We start from the raw sequence: 15070 nt of genomic DNA, 5'->3' as shown, positions 1-15070 counted from the left end.
CGACCGTCCGGGTCGCCAGATCGGCCAGCACGATCTGGCGCAGCGAGTGCGGGCCCATCCCGCGCACCGGGCGCGACCAGGCCAGCCAGGCGGAGCGGGTGACCACCGCCGCCGACCTGGCGGTGCGGATCGCCGGGTACGACGAGCACCCGGTGGTGTACCCGCGCCGGATCGGGCTGGTGCGGGCCGGGGACGGCTGGCGGGTCGAGCGCGAGGAGAGCGCGTCCGGGCCGCCCGCGCCGTGGGACTTCGGGCCGCTCCGGTCGTCGCCGGGCGCCCACTGCCTGGTGGTCGGGCCGGCCGCGGGACCCGACCAGGCCGAGCTGGTCGCGGTGGGGGACCGGGCGGTGCCCGCCGTCACCGAGGTCTGGGGCGGCGCCTGGCCGGAGCGGCTGCTGCTGGAGCGGCCGGCCACCGAGGAGCAGTTCGCCCGGCTGCTGGAGGGCGACCCGGCCGGCTGGACGGGCATGGCGGCGGTCACCGTGGCCGCCCCCGGCGCGCCCTGGCACACCCCGGCGGACCGGGTGCTGGTCAACCCGGAGGCGTACGGGCGGCTCAGCGGCTTCGGCCGCCAGGTGGTGGTCACCCACGAGGCCACCCACGTCGCGACCAGGGCCGACACCCGGGCCTGGACCCCGCTGTGGCTCTCCGAGGGCGTCGCCGACTGGACGGCGTACCGGGACTCGGGCCGCGGCCCGCAGCAGATCGCGCCCGAGCTGGCCCGGGACGTGGCCGCCGGGAAGCTGCCCGCCGCGCTGCCCGCCGACCGGGACTTCGCCGCCGGGGCCACCGGCATCGCCCAGGCCTACGAGCAGTCCTGGCTGGCCTGCGAGCTGATCGGCCGCACCCACGGGCCGCAGCGGCTGGTCGCCTTCTACCGGGCGATCGGCGCGGCCGACGGGCAGGGCGAGGACCGGGAGCGCCGGACCGACCGGCTGATGCGCCGCGAGCTGGGCGTGGGCCTGGCGGAGTTCACCCGGCTCTGGCTGGAGCAGGTGGCGGCGCTGAAGGGCTGACCGGCCGCGGAGGGCAGGTCAGCGGCGCTGTTCGGCCGGGGTGCCCGGGTGGTCGATGCCGTCCAGCAGGTCCTGCTCGTAGGCGATGCCCGGGCGCACCGGGTAGCCGGCCGACGGCAGCGCGGCGGGCTCGCGGTCCAGCACCACGGTCGGCGGCAGCGGCGCCTCGCCGCGGGTGGAGCGCCAGAGCCGTACGCAGGAGAGCACGGCGGCGGCCAGCAGCAGCAGATTGCGCGCGGCCAGGACGGCGACCGCCGCCGGCTCGCTGGCCAGGACCTGGGTGAACATGGTCGGGAACTCGACCAGGGTCAGCGGGCAGGCGAGCAGGATCAGCACCGCCACCGGCCGCTGGCTGCTGTTGCGCACGGTCAGGCAGACCGCCGCGACGCCGACCAGCCAGACCAGGTACTGCGGGCTGATCACCCGGCTGGTCACCACGAAGATCAGCAGCGCGCACAGCGCGGCGTCGTACATGGTGGCCGCGCTGCGGCGCTTGGAGGTGTAGCGCCACAGCAGCAGCCAGGCGAAGCCCAGCAGGGTGCCGGCCATCATGACCTTGCTGATCACGTCGACCCACGGCCCGAGCATCTCGGGGGAGCCGTAGTTCATGGTGACCTTGCCGTCCCAGGCGTCGGCGATCCGGGCGAAGTGCAGCGGCAGCGCGCCGAGCGACTCCACCTCGATGCCGCGGTCCTTCTGGAACGCCAGGAACTCGAAGGCGCCGTTCATCCCGGCCGTCAGCAGGAAGCCGATCGAGACGGCGGTGGCCGCCGCCAGCGTCCAGGAACGGCGGGTGCGGCGGCCGGAGGGGGTGCCGATCAGGCCGATCAGCGGCCAGATCTTGACGATGCCGCCCAGGCCCAGCAGCAGCCCGCCGACCGCCGGGCGGCGGATCAGCGCCAGCAGGCCGGCCAGGGCGACCGCGGTGACGATGACGTCGAAGCGGTTGTAGATCATCGGGCCGAGCAGCGGGACGCCCACCACCCACATCCAGGCGCCGGTCAGCGCCCGGCCCCGGCGCAGGCCGGTGCGCACCAGCAGCGCGGCCGCGGCGGCGTCGGCGATCCCGCAGATCACCCAGAACGAGACCAGGTACGACCAGGGCAGCAGGCCCGGCAGCAGGATCACCAGGGCGGCGCCCGGCGGGTACTGCCAGGTCACGTCGTCGAACGGGAAGGTGCCGGTCTGGAGCACGCCGTACCAGGCGTGGTAGATCATCCAGACGTCCGCCGTGACGTCGCCGCCGGGTGCCTTCAGCACACCCGTCGCCAGCAGCACCAGCAGGGCGCGGGTGGCGACCCAGGTCGCGCCGAGCGCGGCGAGCGCCCCGAGCGGGCGGCCGAGGCGGCCGCGCGAAGAACCGGGCTCGGTGGCCGGGGCCAATTCCACTGCGCTCCCTCGTTCGTCTCGGACGTCCCCACCGGAGGCGTCGTACCGACGGACGCCCGGGCCGCGTGCTGGACGACGGCCTAGGTACTAGGACTGACCCGGGGGTCAAACGGTTGCCGTGCGCGGTTCCGTTCCCGGTGGGTCATGGTGTTGACCTATCGTACGGATCACCCAGCGGTACACCGCGCACCCCCCGACCGAGCGAGCCGTGGCCTGATGCACAGAACCTTGATCGTCACCAACGACTTCCCGCCCCGCCCCGGTGGCATCCAGGCCTTCGTGCACAACATGGCCGTGCGTCAGCCCGCAGGCAGTGTCGTGGTCTACGCCTCGACCTGGCGGGACGGCACCGAGGTGGCCCGGTTCGACGCCGAGCAGCCGTTCCCGGTGATCCGGGACCGGACGAAGGTGATGGTTCCCACACCGCGGGTCACCCGGCGGGCCGCCGAGATCCTGCGCGCGGAGAAGTGCGACTCGGTCTGGTTCGGCGCCGCCGCCCCGCTCGGGCTGATGGCGCCCGCGCTGCGCCGGGCCGGCGCCGGGCGGCTGCTCGGCATGACCCACGGGCACGAGGCCGCCTGGGCCCAGCTGCCGGTCTCCCGGCAGCTGCTGCGCCGGATCGGCGCGGGCACCGACGTGCTGACCTACCTGGGCGAGTACACCCGCTCGCGGATCGCCGCCGCGGTCGGGCCGCAGGCCGCGGCCCGGATGGTCCAGCTGCCGCCGGGCGTGGACGAGACGACCTTCCACCCGGGCTCCGGGGGCGCCGAGGTGCGCCGCCGGCTCGGGCTGGCGGACCGGCCGGTGGTGGTCTGCGTCTCCCGCCTGGTGCCCCGCAAGGGCCAGGACACCCTGATCGAGGCGATGCCGCAGATCCTCGCCGACGTGCCGGACGCGGTGCTGCTGATCGTCGGCGGCGGCCCGTACCGGGCGGACCTGGAGAAGCTCGCGGACGCCACGGGCGTCCGGGACTCGGTGCGGTTCACCGGCTCGGTGCCGTGGGAGGAGCTGCCCGCCCACTACGGGGCCGGGGACGTCTTCGCGATGCCGTGCCGCACCCGGCGCGGGGGGCTGGACGTCGAGGGCCTGGGCATCGTCTACCTGGAGGCCTCGGCGACCGGCCTGCCGGTGGTCGCGGGGGACTCCGGCGGCGCGCCGGACGCGGTGCTGGAGGGCGAGACCGGGTACGTGGTGCCCGGCGGCTCGGCCCCGGCGGCGGCCGAGCGGATCGTACGGCTGCTGCGCGACGAGGAGCTGCGGCGGCGGATGGGCGAGGCCGGGCGGCGCTGGGTGGAGCGCTCCTGGCGCTGGGACCTGCTGGCCGGGCGGCTGACCTCGCTGCTGGCCGGCTGACGCGGGTACGCCGAAGGGCCCCGGGGGACTCCCCCGGGGCCCTTCGGCGTACCGGTGCGGCCCTACTTCCGGTACAGGGCCTCGATCTCGGCGGCATAGTCCTTCAGCACGACGTTGCGCTTGAGCTTGAGCGAGGGCGTCAGGTGGCCGCTCTCCTCGGAGAACTCGGTGTCCAGCAGGCGGAACTTCTTGACCGCCTCGGCGTGCGAGACGGCCGCGTTGCCGTCGTCCACCGCGCTCTGGAGGGCGGCCAGCAGGTCCGGGTCGGCGGCGAGGTCGGCGACGGTGGCGTCGGCGGGCTTGCCGTTGAGCTCCTTCCACTTCGGGAAGAAGTCCGGGTCGACGGTGATCAGGCAGGCGATGAAGGGCTTGCGGTCGCCGACCACCATGACCTCGCCGACCAGGGCGTGGGCCCGGATCCGGTCCTCGATCACGGCCGGGGCGACGTTCTTGCCGCCGGCCGTGACGATGATCTCCTTCTTGCGGCCGGTGATCGTCAGGTAGCCCTCGGAGTCCAGCGAGCCGAGGTCCCCGGTGGCGAACCAGCCGTCCTTGAAGGCCTCCGCGGTGGCCTGCGGGTTGTTCCAGTAGCCGGTGGAGATGTGCGGGCCCTTGAGGAGGACCTCGCCGTCCTCGGCGATCCGGACGGAGCAGCCGGGCGTCGGCTGGCCGACCGTGCCGATCTTCGGCTTGGCGCACTCGTTGAAGGCGGTGGCGGCGCAGGTCTCCGTCAGGCCGTAGCCCTCCAGGACGGTGAAGCCGATGCCGCGGTAGAAGTGGCCCAGGCGCTCGCCGAGCGGGGCGCCGCCGGAGATGGCGTGGGTGGCCCGGCCGCCGAGCGCGGCGCGCAGCTTGCTGTAGACCAGCTTGTCGAAGACGGCGTGCTTGAGCCGCAGGACCAGGCCCGCGCCGCCCGCGTCCAGCGCCCGGCTGTAGGCGATCGCGGTGTCGGCGGCCTTGTCGAAGATCTTGCCCTTGCCGTCGGCCTGGGCCTTGGCGCGGGCGGTGTTGTAGACCTTCTCGAACACTCTGGGCACGCCCAGGATCAGGGTCGGCTTGAAGGAGGCCAGCTCGGCGGTGACGTTCCGGACGTCGGAGACGTGGCCGAGCTTGATCGGCGCCATGATCGGGGCGATCTCGACGATCCGGGCGAACACGTGGGCCAGTGGCAGGAAGAGCAGCACGGAGCTCTCGCCGGTGTGGAACAGCGGGGCCAGGCGCTCGACCACGTTGCCGCACTCGGCCAGGAAGTTGCCGTGGGTCAGCTGGCAGCCCTTCGGGCGGCCGGTGGTGCCCGAGGTGTAGACGATGGTGGCGATGTCGTCGGGGCCGGCGGTCCGGCGGCGCTCGTGGACGGTCGCGTCCGGGACGTCCTGCCCGGCGGTGGCCAGCGCGGCGATCGCCCCGCCGTCGATCTGCCAGGTGTGCTCCAGCCCGGGCAGCCGGTCGCGGACCTCGGCGACCACCCCGACGTGCTGGTCGGTCTCGGTGATCACGGCGACCGCGCCGGAGTCGCCGAGGATCCACTCGACCTGCTCGGCGGAGGAGGTCTCGTACACCGGCACGACGATCGCGCCGGCCGTCCAGATCGCGAAGTCCAGCAGCGTCCACTCGTAGCGGGTGCGGGACATGACGGCCACCCGGTCGCCGGGCTCGATGCCCGCGGCGATCAGGCCCTTCGCGGCGGCGTGCACCTCGGCCAGGAACTGGACCGACGTCAACTCCTGCCAGTGGCCGTCCACCTTGCGGCTGAGCACGGCGACGTCCGGGTGCTCCTCGGCGTTCCGGTGCACCGGGTCGGCGAGGTTGCCGCCGCTCGGTACCTGGTAGAGGGCCGGAAGGCTGAAGTCGAGCAAGACTGCTCCTCGTTCGCGACGCTGCGGGACGGCAGGACGTTACTGCCCGGTAGGCAGCTTCGACCAGGGGGGTCGGCTCCGGTGTTCGAAGTGTCACACCCGGCCGGGTCCGACCTGGCCGTGACCGGGTCGTTCGAATGGCACCCTACGACAGCGCAGGGCGACCGGCCGGTAACATGCCCGGCCGCCCGGCGCCCGCCCGCACCTCGGCCGCCCCGCGCCGCCGCGCCGCCCACCCGGGCGCGATAGCCTGCTCCGGGCGGACCGGGCCGAGCGCGCCCCGGCCGGACCGGCAGGCAGATGGACGAGGCGGAGGGCCATTCCATGGCGGAGCACACCAGGTCGAGCATCACCATCGACGCGACCCCGGCCACGGTCATGGCGGTGATCGCCGACTTCGCCGCCTACCCGGCCTGGACCGGCGAGGTCAAGGAGATCGAGGTCCTCGGCACCGGCGAGGACGGCCGCGCCGCCGAGGTCCGGCTGCTGCTCGACGCCGGCGCCATCCGCGACGAACACGTCCTCGCCTACACCTGGGACGGCGACCGCGAGGTCTCCTGGACCCTCGTCCGCAGCCAGATGCTCCGCTCGCTGGACGGCTCCTACACCCTCGCCCCGCTCGCCGGCGGCCGCACCGAGGTGACCTACCAGCTCGCCGTGGACGTCAAGATCCCGATGCTCGGCATGATCAAGCGCAAGGCCGAGAAGGTCATCATCGACCGCGCCCTGGCCGGTCTGAAGAAGCGCGTCGAAGGCTGACACGACCGAACGGGGGCCGGACGGCATGACGGCGACACGCACCATCCTGGTCAGCGGCGACGCTGGCGCACCCACGGTGGCCGCCGCCACCGCCCTGCACGCCGCCCGGCGCGGCCACCGCACCTGGCTGCTGGCCGCCGACGACCCGCACCGTGCCCTGGACTCCGCCCTCGGCACCCGGCTGGAGCCCGAACCGCTCCACCACGCACCGGGCCTGACCGTCTCCCGGATCGACGAGCAGGCCGCCTTCCGCTACGCCGTCGGCGCGCTCACCGGCCGGCTCAAGCCCGCCCTCGACCTGCTCGGCGCCGAACAGCTCGACCCCGAGGAGCTCACCGCCCTCCCCGGCATCGCCCGGCTCGCCCTGCTGCGCGCCCTGCCCGCCGCCGACCAGGACGTCCTGGTCGTGCTCGCCCCGCCGCCCGCCGAGCTGATCGCCGCCCTCGCCCTGCCCGAACAGCTCGCCCGCTACCTGGACCGGCTCGTCCCCGAGCAGCGGCAGGCCGCCCGGGCGCTGCGCCCGCTGCTGGCCGGGCTGGCCGGCGTCCCGATGCCCGCCGACTGGCTGTACGAGGGGCGCACCAAGGCCGCCGCGGCACTGGCCGAGTCCCGCGCCGCGCTCACCGACCCCGGCACCAGCGTCCGGCTGGTCGTCCGGGCGGACGGCCACCCGTACACGGAGCTGCGCCGGGTCCGGGCCGGGCTCGCCCTGCACGGGCACCGGCCGGACGCCGTGGTGGTGCACGGCGCGCTGCCCGCGGCCGCCGCCTCCTCGCCCGACCCGTGGCTGGCCGCCCTGGCCCGCCGCCGGCAGGAGGAGCTGACCGGGCTCGCCGCCGAGACCGACGCCCCGGTGCTGGTCGCCGGCCTGGACGACGCCACCCTGGAGGCCGTCGCCGACGGGCTCTACGGCGACGGGGACGGGCCCGAGCGGCTCGCCCCCGAGCCCTGGCCGGTCGAGGACCGGCTCGCCGAGGAGGGCCTGCTGGTCTGGCACCTCGACCTGCCCGGCGCCGACCGCTCCGAGCTGGACCTGGTCCGCCGGGGCGACGACCTGGTCGTCGGGGTCGGCACCCACCGCCGGGTGCTCACCCTGCCGTCCGCGCTGCGCCGCTGCACGGTGGCCGGGGCGGGGCTGCACGACGGCGTGCTCTCGGTGCGGTTCGCGCCGGACCCGGCGCTCTGGCCCCGGGGCTGACGGGGGGTTCGGCGGGGGGACCGGCGGGATTCGGTCGGGGCTCCGGCGGGCCCTGGGCCGGGTTCGGCGGCTTTCCGGACGGCCCGGCCGGTCGGGTAGCGTCGGGCCGGAGGGCCGCGGGGTGCGGCCACGGCTGAGGAGGCGCCCGCGATGACCAGCACCGACGACCGCACCGAGCCCGGCGGCCGGCCGGACGGCGAGCAGGGCGGCCAGGGGCACCCGTTCGGCCCGGAGCTGGGCCCGCTGGTGGACGAGGTGCGCCGGTTCGCCGGTGCGCTCGGCGACAAGGCCCAGGAGGCGAGCGCCACCACCCTGATCACCCTCTCCGGGCTGGCCGACAAGCTGCGCACCCAGCAGCCGGAGGTCTACTCCCACCTCGCCGCCGCCGGCACCGGGCTCGCCGCCGCGGGCAGTGAGCTGCTGGCCGCCTACCGCGCCGCCGTGGCCGGGCACGAGAGCCGCTGGACCGCCGGGCAGGGCGCGCCGACGGAGAAGATCGACCTCGACGGTGACGGCGACGGCGACGGCGACGGCGACGGCGACGGCGGCCGTGGCTCCGGCTTTGACGAGGCTGACGGGCCGTCCGCCAAGCAGTGAAACCGTGACTTCCGGAGGGTGATCGCGCTGCTCTCGTACGTCACGAAGAAGGAGATTAGATACGACTTTTGAAGCATCCCGGCCGCGTCGGCCCAGAGTTGTCTTCGGATAATGTATGCGAGGCTGTGTACGGGGGCCGGGTTGGGCGGTAGCGTTCCGTCCAGCGGAACGAGTGAATAGCTGAGGGACACATGGCTCTGACCATCGGCGTCGATGTCGGCGGGACCAAGATCGCGGCAGGCGTGGTCGACGAGGCGGGCGCGATCCTGGCCCGGACCAGGGTGCCCACCCCGGCCGACCCGCAGTGGGCGGTCGACGCCATCGCGCAGGCCGTGCGCGAGCTCAAGGAGGAGCACCCCGACGTCACCGCGGTGGGCGTCGGCGCCCCCGGCTTCGTCGACAGCAACCGCTCCACGGTGATCTTCGCCCCCAACATCGACTGGGAGAACGAGCCGCTGCGCGGGCGGGTCGAGGAGCTCACCGGCCTGTCCACCGTCGTCGAGAACGACGCCAACTGCGCGGCCTGGGCCGAGTTCCGCTTCGGCGCGGCCGCCGACCACCACGACATGGTGCTGATCACCGTCGGCACCGGCATCGGCGGCGGCATCGTCCTGGACGGCCGGCTGCACCGCGGCCGCTTCGGCGTGGCCGGCGAGATCGGCCACCTCAACATGGTCCCCGACGGCCTGGCCTGCGGCTGCGGCGGCAAGGGCTGCTGGGAGCAGTACGGCTCCGGGCGCGCGCTGCGCCGCTACGGCCGGGAGAAGGCCGCCGCCGACCCGCAGCGCGGCCACCGGATGCTGGAGCTCAACGACGGCGTGGCCGAGACCATCCGCGGCATCCACATCACCCAGGCCGCCGAGGAGGGCGACCCGCTCGCCCTGGAGTGCTACGCCGAGCTGTCCGACTGGCTGGGCCGCGGCATGGCCGACCTCGCCGCGCTGTTCGACCCGGCCGTCTTCGTGCTCGGCGGCGGCGTCTCCGACTCCGGCCGACTGCTGCTCGACCCGGTCGCCAAGGCCTTCGAGCACTACCTGACCGGCGGGGTGCACCGGCCGCGCGCCGAGGTCGTGCTGGCCTCGATGGGCTCCGCCGCCGGCATCGTCGGCGCGGCGGACCTCGCCCGCGTCCCGTAACCGCCGTACCCCTTCGAGCCCGCCGGCGGCGGTGCGACCGGGCCCCGACCGCTCCCGGACGCACCGCCGCCGTCGCACGTCCCGGCCCGGCCGCGTACGGTCGGAGCGTTCCGGTGACCGCCCAGGGGAGGACCATGAGCGCCGCGACCACGACCGCCGAGGCCGAGCCCGGGCCCGCCGCCGCGACCGCCGTACGGGCCGAGCCGCTGCCGCCGCCCGGCCCGGGCCGGCTGCGCCTGCTCAGCTACAACATCCGCTCGCTGCGCGACGACCGGCGGGCGCTGGCCCGGGTGATCCGGGCCAGCGAGCCCGACCTGGTCTGCGTCCAGGAGTCCCCGCGCTACTGGCGGCCCGAGGGCCAGGCCGCCTGGCTGGCCCGGAGCACCGGGACGGCCGTCCTGGCCGGCGGCGGCCGCACCGCCGCGGGCCCGCTGCTGCTCGGCCGGCCCGGCGCGGTGGAGCTGCTGGGGGTGCACGACCGGCTGCTGCCCAAGACCCGCGGCCTGCACGCCCGGGGCTTCGCCGGCGCGCTGCTGCGGCTGCCCGGCACGGCGCCGTTCACCGTCACCAGCTGCCACCTCAGCCTGGACCAGGAGGAGCGGTACGGGCAGTTCGAGCTGCTGCTCGACCAGCTCGGGATCACCGAACTCGGCATCGTGGCAGGGGACTTCAACGAGCACCCGGACGGGCCGGGCTGGCGGCTGCTGGCCTCCCGGCTCCAGGACGGATACCCGACCGCGCCCTGGGGAGGCGAGTTCACCTCCGTACCGGAGCGCCCCTACCAGCGGATCGACGCCGTCTTCGCCACGCCCGGGATCACCGTCCTCGGCTGCGGGGTGCCGCACGGGCTGCCCGGTGTCACCGAGGCCGACCTGCGGGCCGCGACCGACCACCTGCCGGTGCTCGCCGTCCTCGAACTGCCGGCCGGCCGACCGGACAGCGCGACGGGCGGCCGGACGGACGGTTAGACGACGGCGCCGTGGTCCGGGTCCTCCGGCTCGTCCTCGTCGCGGTCCTTCATCCGCGCGACCAGGGTGACGAAGCCGCCGAGGAAGGCGGTGATCCCGACCCAGGCGGGCCAGCCGGAGATCTCCCGCCAGACCACCGCGTCGACCAGCAGCAGCGCCGGGCCGCCGAGCACCGCCAGCCAGGCGAACTTGGCGGTCACGTCGGCGGGCGGCAGCGGCGGGGGCTCCGGCGGGACGAAGTGGCCCTCGTCGGTCTCCTCGGCCAGCTCGAAGTCGCGCGGGCCCGCGCCGCCCGCCGGCATCACCGGCCGGCCGGAGCGGGGGCGGGGCTGGGGGGCGAGGTCGGAGAGGTCGTCCTGGTCGCCGCGACCGCCGGGGCCGCCCTCCTTGTGGCCGCCCTTGAGCTCGTTCTGCGCCCGGAGGTTCTCGACCTCGGGCCAGTTCGGGTTGTTGAGGTCGACCGGGTCGTCGAACTGGGCCACCAGGGCGGCGAAGATCGCGTCCTGCTCGGCCTGGCTGCGCTCGGGCGCACGGCGCGGACGGCGTTCGGCGGCCTCCCCCGGGGCGCCCTCGGCGGTGTTCCCGGCGGAGCCCCCGGCGACGTCCTGGACGGGCGGGGGCGTCGGGGTGCCGTCCGGGCCGGTACGGTCCGTCGGCGCACCGCCCGGGGCGGCCGCGTTCGTCCCGCCGTCCTTGGTCGCGCCGTCCTCGCGGGGAGTCTCGTCCCCGCCGCCCGCCGTGCTGCTCTCGTGCACTTCCGGCCCTTCAGCCATGGTGATCGTCGGATTCGACCCGGGTGACGCCCGCCGCGTGCGCGGGAGCCAGCCGTCGGATGAAGTCCTGGCCGGCCGCGAATATTTCCGCCGCGTCGTGGTCCAGCGTCGCGACGTGGAAGCTGCGCTGGCACAGCCGCTCCGTCACGTCCGTCGAGGATATCCGGGCCAGCACCAGTTCCGAGTTGGCCGGCGAGACGACGTGGTCCTGCGGGCTGTGGAACAGCAGCACCGGCTGGGTCACCTCCGGCAGCAGCCGCTGGACCTCCCGCCACAGCAGGCTCAGCGACCAGGCGGCGTGCAGCGGGGTGCGGTCGTAGCCGACCTCGGTCACGCCGGCCCGGGCGATGTCATTGGCGACCCCGGGCAGGCTGGGGACCAGGTGGCGCAGCACCGGCAGCAGCGCGCTCGCGGGGGTGTCCGAGCGCACCGACGGGTTGACCAGCACCAGGCCGGAGACCGTCGGCCCGTGCAGCGCCGCGAGCCGCAGCGCCAGCGCGCCGCCCATCGACAGCGCGCAGACGAAGACCTGCTCGCACTCCTCGGCGAGCGCCAGCAGCTCCCGCTCGACCTCGGCGTACCAGTCCTCCCAGCGGGTGAGCTGCATGTCCTGCCAGCGGGTGCCGTGCCCGGGCAGCAGCGGCAGCGACACGGTGCAACCGGCCGCCGCCAGCTCGTCGGCCCACGGCCGCAGCGACTGCGGCGAGCCGGTGAAGCCGTGGCAGAGCAGCACCCCCACCGGTCCGCCGCGGTGGCGGTACGGCTCGGCACCGGGCAGCAACGGCATGGCGGACTCCTTCGCGGGCGGGTGGCGCTGGGGGAAGGGACGCTGGAGGGGAGGTGCTGCGAATTCGCATCGTCCCACGCTCCGCGCCGGGTCGTACACCCCCTACGAGCAGGCCGGGTACGGCCGCTACGGCGGGGCCGGGCACAGCGGGCGGCCGCGGGGCATTAGGATCGACCGGTCCGCATAACAGGAGGCCCGGGTTGTTCTACCGACTGATGAAGATGATCGTCGCGCCACTGCTTCGGATCTTCTTCCGGCCCTGGATCGAGGGCGAGGAGAACATCCCCACCGAGGGTGCGGCGATCATCGCGAGCAACCACCTGTCCTTCTCGGACTCGTTCTTCTTCCCCGCGCTGATCAAGCGCCGGGTCACCTTCATCGCGAAGGCCGAGTACTTCAACACCCCGGGCCTCAAGGGCCGGCTGACCGCCGCGTTCTTCAAGGGCGTCGGCCAGCTGCCGGTGGACCGCTCGGGCGTGCGCGGCGCCGGCGAGGCCGCGATCCGCAGCGCCATCGCGGTGCTGGAGGAGGGCGAGCTGTTCGGCGTCTACCCCGAGGGCACCCGTTCGCCCGACGGCAAGCTGTACCGCGGCAAGGTCGGCGGCCTGGCCCGCGTCGCGCTGGCCACCGGCGCCCCGGTGATCCCGGTCGCCATGATCGACACCGAGAAGGTGCAGCCGCCCGGCCAGGTGGTCCCCAACTTCGGCATCCGCCCCGGCATCCGGATCGGCCGCCCGCTGGACTTCTCCCGCTACCACGGCATGGAGAACGACCGCTTCATCCTCCGTTCGGTGACGGACGAGGTGATGTACGAGATCATGCGGCTCTCCGGCCAGGAGTACGTGGACATCTACGCGACCGCCGCCAAGCGGCAGATCGCCGAGGACAAGAAGAAGGCCGACGCCGAGCGCCGGGCCGCCGCCAAGGCGGAGAAGGCGGAGGCGGCCGAGGCCGAGAAGGCGGAGAAGGCCGAGCGGGCCGCCGAGGCGGAGAAGGCGGCCGAGGCCGAGAAGTCCGCCGGGGCGGGCACCGCGGAGAAGCCGGAGAAGCCGGAGTAGGCGTCCGGGCGGCCGCTCCGAGCGGCCGTCCGGACCGGCCCGGGGAGGGGCGGGGCGGATGACGGACGACGGCGGCAGAGCCGGCGCGGTCGGCGGCACGGTGGCGGCCGGCGGCATGTCCGTCGAACTCCCGCTCTGGAAGGCGATCTCCTACTTCCGGGTGCTGGCCCTGTGCTACGCGCTGCTGCGGTACTTCAACTCGTACCTGCACTTCCTGCACCCGGTGGCCGGCTGGATCTTCCTCGGCGCGCTGACCCTGTGGACCCTGGCCAGCACCCGGGCCTTCGCCAACCCGCAGCGCTGCACCCGGTTCGTCCTGGGCACCGACCTCGCCCTCGCCGTCACCGGCATCGTGATGAGCGGCATGACCGACTCCCCGGCCCGGATCAGCCACGGCGCGCCCACCCTGCCGACCATCTGGGCGGCCGGCACGGTGCTGGGCTTCGCCGCGAAGGGCGGCTGGCGCCCGGCGGCGGCCTCGGGCTCGGTGATCGGCGTCGCCAACATCCTCGGCCACGGCGGGCCGACCGGCGACAACATCCACAACATCGTGCTGCTGATGGTGGCCGGCTGCGCGATCGGCTACGTGATCGAGCTGGCCCGGGCCAGCGAGGCCACCCTCACCCGGGCGCTCCAGGTCGAGGCGGCCACCCGGGAGCGCGAGCGGCTCTCCCGGGACATCCACGACGGCGTGCTCCAGGTGCTCGCCCTGGTCCAGCGGCGCGGCGCGGAGCTGAGCGGTACGGAGCCGGGCGGCGGGACGGGCTCCGGTACGGACTTCGCCGAGCTCGGCCGGCTGGCCGGTGAACAGGAGCGCGCGCTGCGGGCCCTGATGACGGGCGGTCCGCTGCCGGAGCAGCGCGCGCCGCGCTCCGACGCCGCCGAGCCGCCGGACCCGGACGCCCTTCGCGACCTCACCGCGCTGCTGCGCCCGTACGCGGACGAGCGGATCACGCTCTCCGCCCCCGGCACCCCGGTGCCGCTGCCCGGTGCGGCGGCGGGCGAGCTCGCGGCGGCGGTCGGCGCCGCCGTCGACAACGTGCGCAAGCACGCGGGGGAGCGGGCCCGGGCCTGGATCCTGGTCGAGGACGAGCCGGAGGCCGTCACGGTCAGCATCCGCGACGACGGTCCCGGCTTCGCCCCCGGCCGGCTCGGCGAGGCGGAGCAGGCCGGCCGGCTCGGCGTCTCCCAGTCCATCCGCGGCCGGCTGCTGGACCTCGGCGGCACGGCCGAGCTGTACTCGGCGCCCGGGGAGGGCGTCGAGGTCGAACTGCGCGTCCCGAGGAAGGCCACTCCATGACCGACCAGCCGATGACCGACCAGCCGACCGCCGACCGGCCGGTGCGGGTGATGGTGGTGGACGACCACCCGATGTGGCGGGACGCCGTCTCGCGCGACCTCGCCGAGGCCGGACTGGACGTGGTGGCCACCGCGGGCGACGGCGAGGAGGCCGTGCGCCGGGCCCGTGCCTGCACGCCGCAGGTCGTCGTGCTGGACCTCAACCTGCCCAGCCTGTCCGGCGCGGAGGTGTGCCGCCAGGTGGTCGCGCACGACCCGGCGGTCCGGGTGCTGGTGCTGTCGGCCAGCGGCGAGCACCAGGACGTGCTGGAGGCGGTGAAGTCCGGCGCGACCGGCTACCTGGTGAAGTCGGCCGGGCGGGAGGAGCTGCTGGACGCGGTGCGCCGTACGGCCGTCGGCGACGCGGTGTTCACCCCGGGCCTGGCCGGCCTGGTGCTCGGCGAGTTCCGCCGGCTGGCCGCCGAGCCGGCCCCGGCCTCGGCGCCGGCCGCCCCGCAGCTGACCGCCCGGGAGACGGAGGTGCTGCGGCTGGTGGCCAAGGGACTGTCGTACCGGCAGATAGCCGACCGGCTGGTGCTGTCGCACCGGACGGTGCAGAACCACGTGCAGAACACGCTCGGGAAGCTGCAGCTGCACAACCGGGTGGAGCTGGTCCGGTACGCCATCGAGCAGGGCCTGGACGACGAGATCTGAGCGCCGCCCGGCCCCGCGCCGCCGCCCCGTCGGACGGCGGCGCCCGGTGCGACGGCGCGGCCCGGTGCGACGGCGCGGGCCCCGGGGGGGGGCATCCGCCCCGGGCCGCGCCGCCGGCGGAGCGCCGCGCGGCCGTGGCCTCCGGGCGCCGGGCCGGCACGCTGCGGTCCCCGGGCCGGGTGGGCCCC

14 protein-coding genes are annotated in these 15070 nt (G+C 75.1%); 10 read left to right on the top strand and 4 right to left on the bottom strand.

Going from position 1 to position 15070, the window contains the following annotated elements; genetic code table 11:
- Nucleotides 1-98: 98 nt before the first annotated feature.
- On the top strand, nucleotides 99-1016 hold the full coding sequence (locus tag ACWDCZ_RS34785) for a hypothetical protein (protein ID WP_449817957.1): 918 nt from the start codon (nucleotides 99-101) through the stop codon (nucleotides 1014-1016).
- Nucleotides 1017-1034: 18 nt separating this feature from the next.
- On the opposite strand, the gene ACWDCZ_RS34780 is transcribed toward ACWDCZ_RS34785, so the two are convergent.
- Nucleotides 1035-2405, bottom strand: a complete 1371-nt coding sequence (locus ACWDCZ_RS34780; protein WP_259316559.1) for a glycosyltransferase 87 family protein — start codon at nucleotides 2403-2405, stop codon at nucleotides 1035-1037.
- A gap of 216 nt (nucleotides 2406-2621) precedes the next feature.
- On the opposite strand from ACWDCZ_RS34780, the gene ACWDCZ_RS34775 reads away from it, so the two are divergent.
- A complete protein-coding gene (locus ACWDCZ_RS34775; protein ID WP_049657557.1) occupies nucleotides 2622-3758 on the top strand; it encodes a glycosyltransferase family 4 protein in 1137 nt (378 codons plus the stop codon).
- A 62-nt stretch (nucleotides 3759-3820) separates the two neighbouring features.
- Here ACWDCZ_RS34775 and ACWDCZ_RS34770 read toward each other — a convergent pair whose 3' ends face one another.
- Nucleotides 3821-5614: an AMP-dependent synthetase/ligase gene (locus tag ACWDCZ_RS34770; protein ID WP_049657555.1), complete on the bottom strand. Its 1794-nt coding sequence runs from the start codon at nucleotides 5612-5614 to the stop codon at nucleotides 3821-3823.
- 324 nt (nucleotides 5615-5938) lie between these two features.
- On the opposite strand from ACWDCZ_RS34770, the gene ACWDCZ_RS34765 reads away from it, so the two are divergent.
- The 5 genes from ACWDCZ_RS34765 (at nucleotide 5939) to ACWDCZ_RS34745 (ending at nucleotide 10272) form a co-directional block, all read left to right on the top strand.
- The gene (locus ACWDCZ_RS34765) at nucleotides 5939-6373 is read left to right on the top strand and encodes an SRPBCC family protein (protein WP_049657553.1); all 435 of its coding nucleotides are present in this window, start codon (nucleotides 5939-5941) and stop codon (nucleotides 6371-6373) included.
- A 25-nt stretch (nucleotides 6374-6398) separates the two neighbouring features.
- Nucleotides 6399-7571 carry an ArsA family ATPase gene (locus ACWDCZ_RS34760; RefSeq protein WP_449817956.1) on the top strand — a complete coding sequence of 391 codons (1173 nt, stop codon included), beginning with the start codon at nucleotides 6399-6401 and terminating at the stop codon, nucleotides 7569-7571.
- Between the two features lie 150 nt (nucleotides 7572-7721).
- Nucleotides 7722-8168, top strand: coding sequence for a DUF5304 family protein (locus ACWDCZ_RS34755; RefSeq protein ID WP_449817955.1), 447 nt, complete (start codon nucleotides 7722-7724; stop codon nucleotides 8166-8168).
- Nucleotides 8169-8359: 191 nt separating this feature from the next.
- On the top strand, nucleotides 8360-9304 hold the full coding sequence (locus ACWDCZ_RS34750) for an ROK family glucokinase (protein ID WP_387966136.1): 945 nt from the start codon (nucleotides 8360-8362) through the stop codon (nucleotides 9302-9304).
- A 134-nt stretch (nucleotides 9305-9438) separates the two neighbouring features.
- Entirely contained in the window at nucleotides 9439-10272 is an 834-nt protein-coding gene (locus ACWDCZ_RS34745) for an endonuclease/exonuclease/phosphatase family protein (RefSeq protein ID WP_449817954.1), read from the top strand.
- Here ACWDCZ_RS34745 and ACWDCZ_RS34740 read toward each other — a convergent pair.
- Together ACWDCZ_RS34740 and ACWDCZ_RS34735 are read right to left on the bottom strand one after the other, a co-directional pair.
- Nucleotides 10269-11027, bottom strand: coding sequence for a hypothetical protein (locus tag ACWDCZ_RS34740; RefSeq protein WP_053112481.1), 759 nt, complete (start codon nucleotides 11025-11027; stop codon nucleotides 10269-10271). The two genes, ACWDCZ_RS34745 and ACWDCZ_RS34740, sit on opposite strands and share 4 nt — an antisense overlap.
- A gap of 10 nt (nucleotides 11028-11037) precedes the next feature.
- The gene (locus ACWDCZ_RS34735; RefSeq protein ID WP_388043675.1) at nucleotides 11038-11832 is read right to left on the bottom strand and encodes an alpha/beta hydrolase; all 795 of its coding nucleotides are present in this window, start codon (nucleotides 11830-11832) and stop codon (nucleotides 11038-11040) included.
- A gap of 200 nt (nucleotides 11833-12032) precedes the next feature.
- Between ACWDCZ_RS34735 and ACWDCZ_RS34730 the strand changes: the two genes are divergently transcribed.
- The 3 genes from ACWDCZ_RS34730 to ACWDCZ_RS34720 are packed head-to-tail and all read left to right on the top strand — an operon-like array spanning nucleotide 12033 to nucleotide 14882.
- The gene (locus tag ACWDCZ_RS34730) at nucleotides 12033-12890 is read left to right on the top strand and encodes a lysophospholipid acyltransferase family protein (RefSeq protein WP_074000901.1); all 858 of its coding nucleotides are present in this window, start codon (nucleotides 12033-12035) and stop codon (nucleotides 12888-12890) included.
- A 58-nt stretch (nucleotides 12891-12948) separates the two neighbouring features.
- Complete coding sequence (gene macS / locus ACWDCZ_RS34725; RefSeq protein WP_449817953.1) at nucleotides 12949-14190, top strand: MacS family sensor histidine kinase; 1242 nt, start codon at nucleotides 12949-12951, stop codon at nucleotides 14188-14190.
- Complete coding sequence (locus ACWDCZ_RS34720; protein ID WP_369808377.1) at nucleotides 14187-14882, top strand: response regulator; 696 nt, start codon at nucleotides 14187-14189, stop codon at nucleotides 14880-14882. Before macS ends, ACWDCZ_RS34720 begins: the two co-directional genes overlap by 4 nt.
- The last annotated feature ends 188 nt before the right edge of the window (nucleotides 14883-15070 follow it).

Source organism: Kitasatospora sp. NPDC001225 (assembly GCF_053597855.1).
The sequence above is the reverse complement of the archived record's forward strand: the minus strand, read 5'-3'. Positions and strand labels throughout refer to the sequence as shown.

What these genes read in the sequence shown, in the direction of transcription:
- ACWDCZ_RS34745 (WP_449817954.1), top strand. Translation starts at nt 9,439, where the DNA reads ATGAGCGCCGCGACCACGACCGCCGAGGCCGAGCCCGGGCCCGCCGCC.
- ACWDCZ_RS34765 (WP_049657553.1), top strand. Translation starts at nt 5,939, where the DNA reads ATGGCGGAGCACACCAGGTCGAGCATCACCATCGACGCGACCCCGGCC.
- ACWDCZ_RS34760 (WP_449817956.1), top strand. Translation starts at nt 6,399, where the DNA reads ATGACGGCGACACGCACCATCCTGGTCAGCGGCGACGCTGGCGCACCC.
- ACWDCZ_RS34755 (WP_449817955.1), top strand. Translation starts at nt 7,722, where the DNA reads ATGACCAGCACCGACGACCGCACCGAGCCCGGCGGCCGGCCGGACGGC.
- ACWDCZ_RS34750 (WP_387966136.1), top strand. Translation starts at nt 8,360, where the DNA reads ATGGCTCTGACCATCGGCGTCGATGTCGGCGGGACCAAGATCGCGGCA.
- macS (WP_449817953.1), top strand. Translation starts at nt 12,949, where the DNA reads ATGACGGACGACGGCGGCAGAGCCGGCGCGGTCGGCGGCACGGTGGCG.
- ACWDCZ_RS34775 (WP_049657557.1), top strand. Translation starts at nt 2,622, where the DNA reads ATGCACAGAACCTTGATCGTCACCAACGACTTCCCGCCCCGCCCCGGT.
- ACWDCZ_RS34720 (WP_369808377.1), top strand. Translation starts at nt 14,187, where the DNA reads ATGACCGACCAGCCGATGACCGACCAGCCGACCGCCGACCGGCCGGTG.
- ACWDCZ_RS34735 (WP_388043675.1), bottom strand. Translation starts at nt 11,832, where the DNA reads ATGCCGTTGCTGCCCGGTGCCGAGCCGTACCGCCACCGCGGCGGACCG.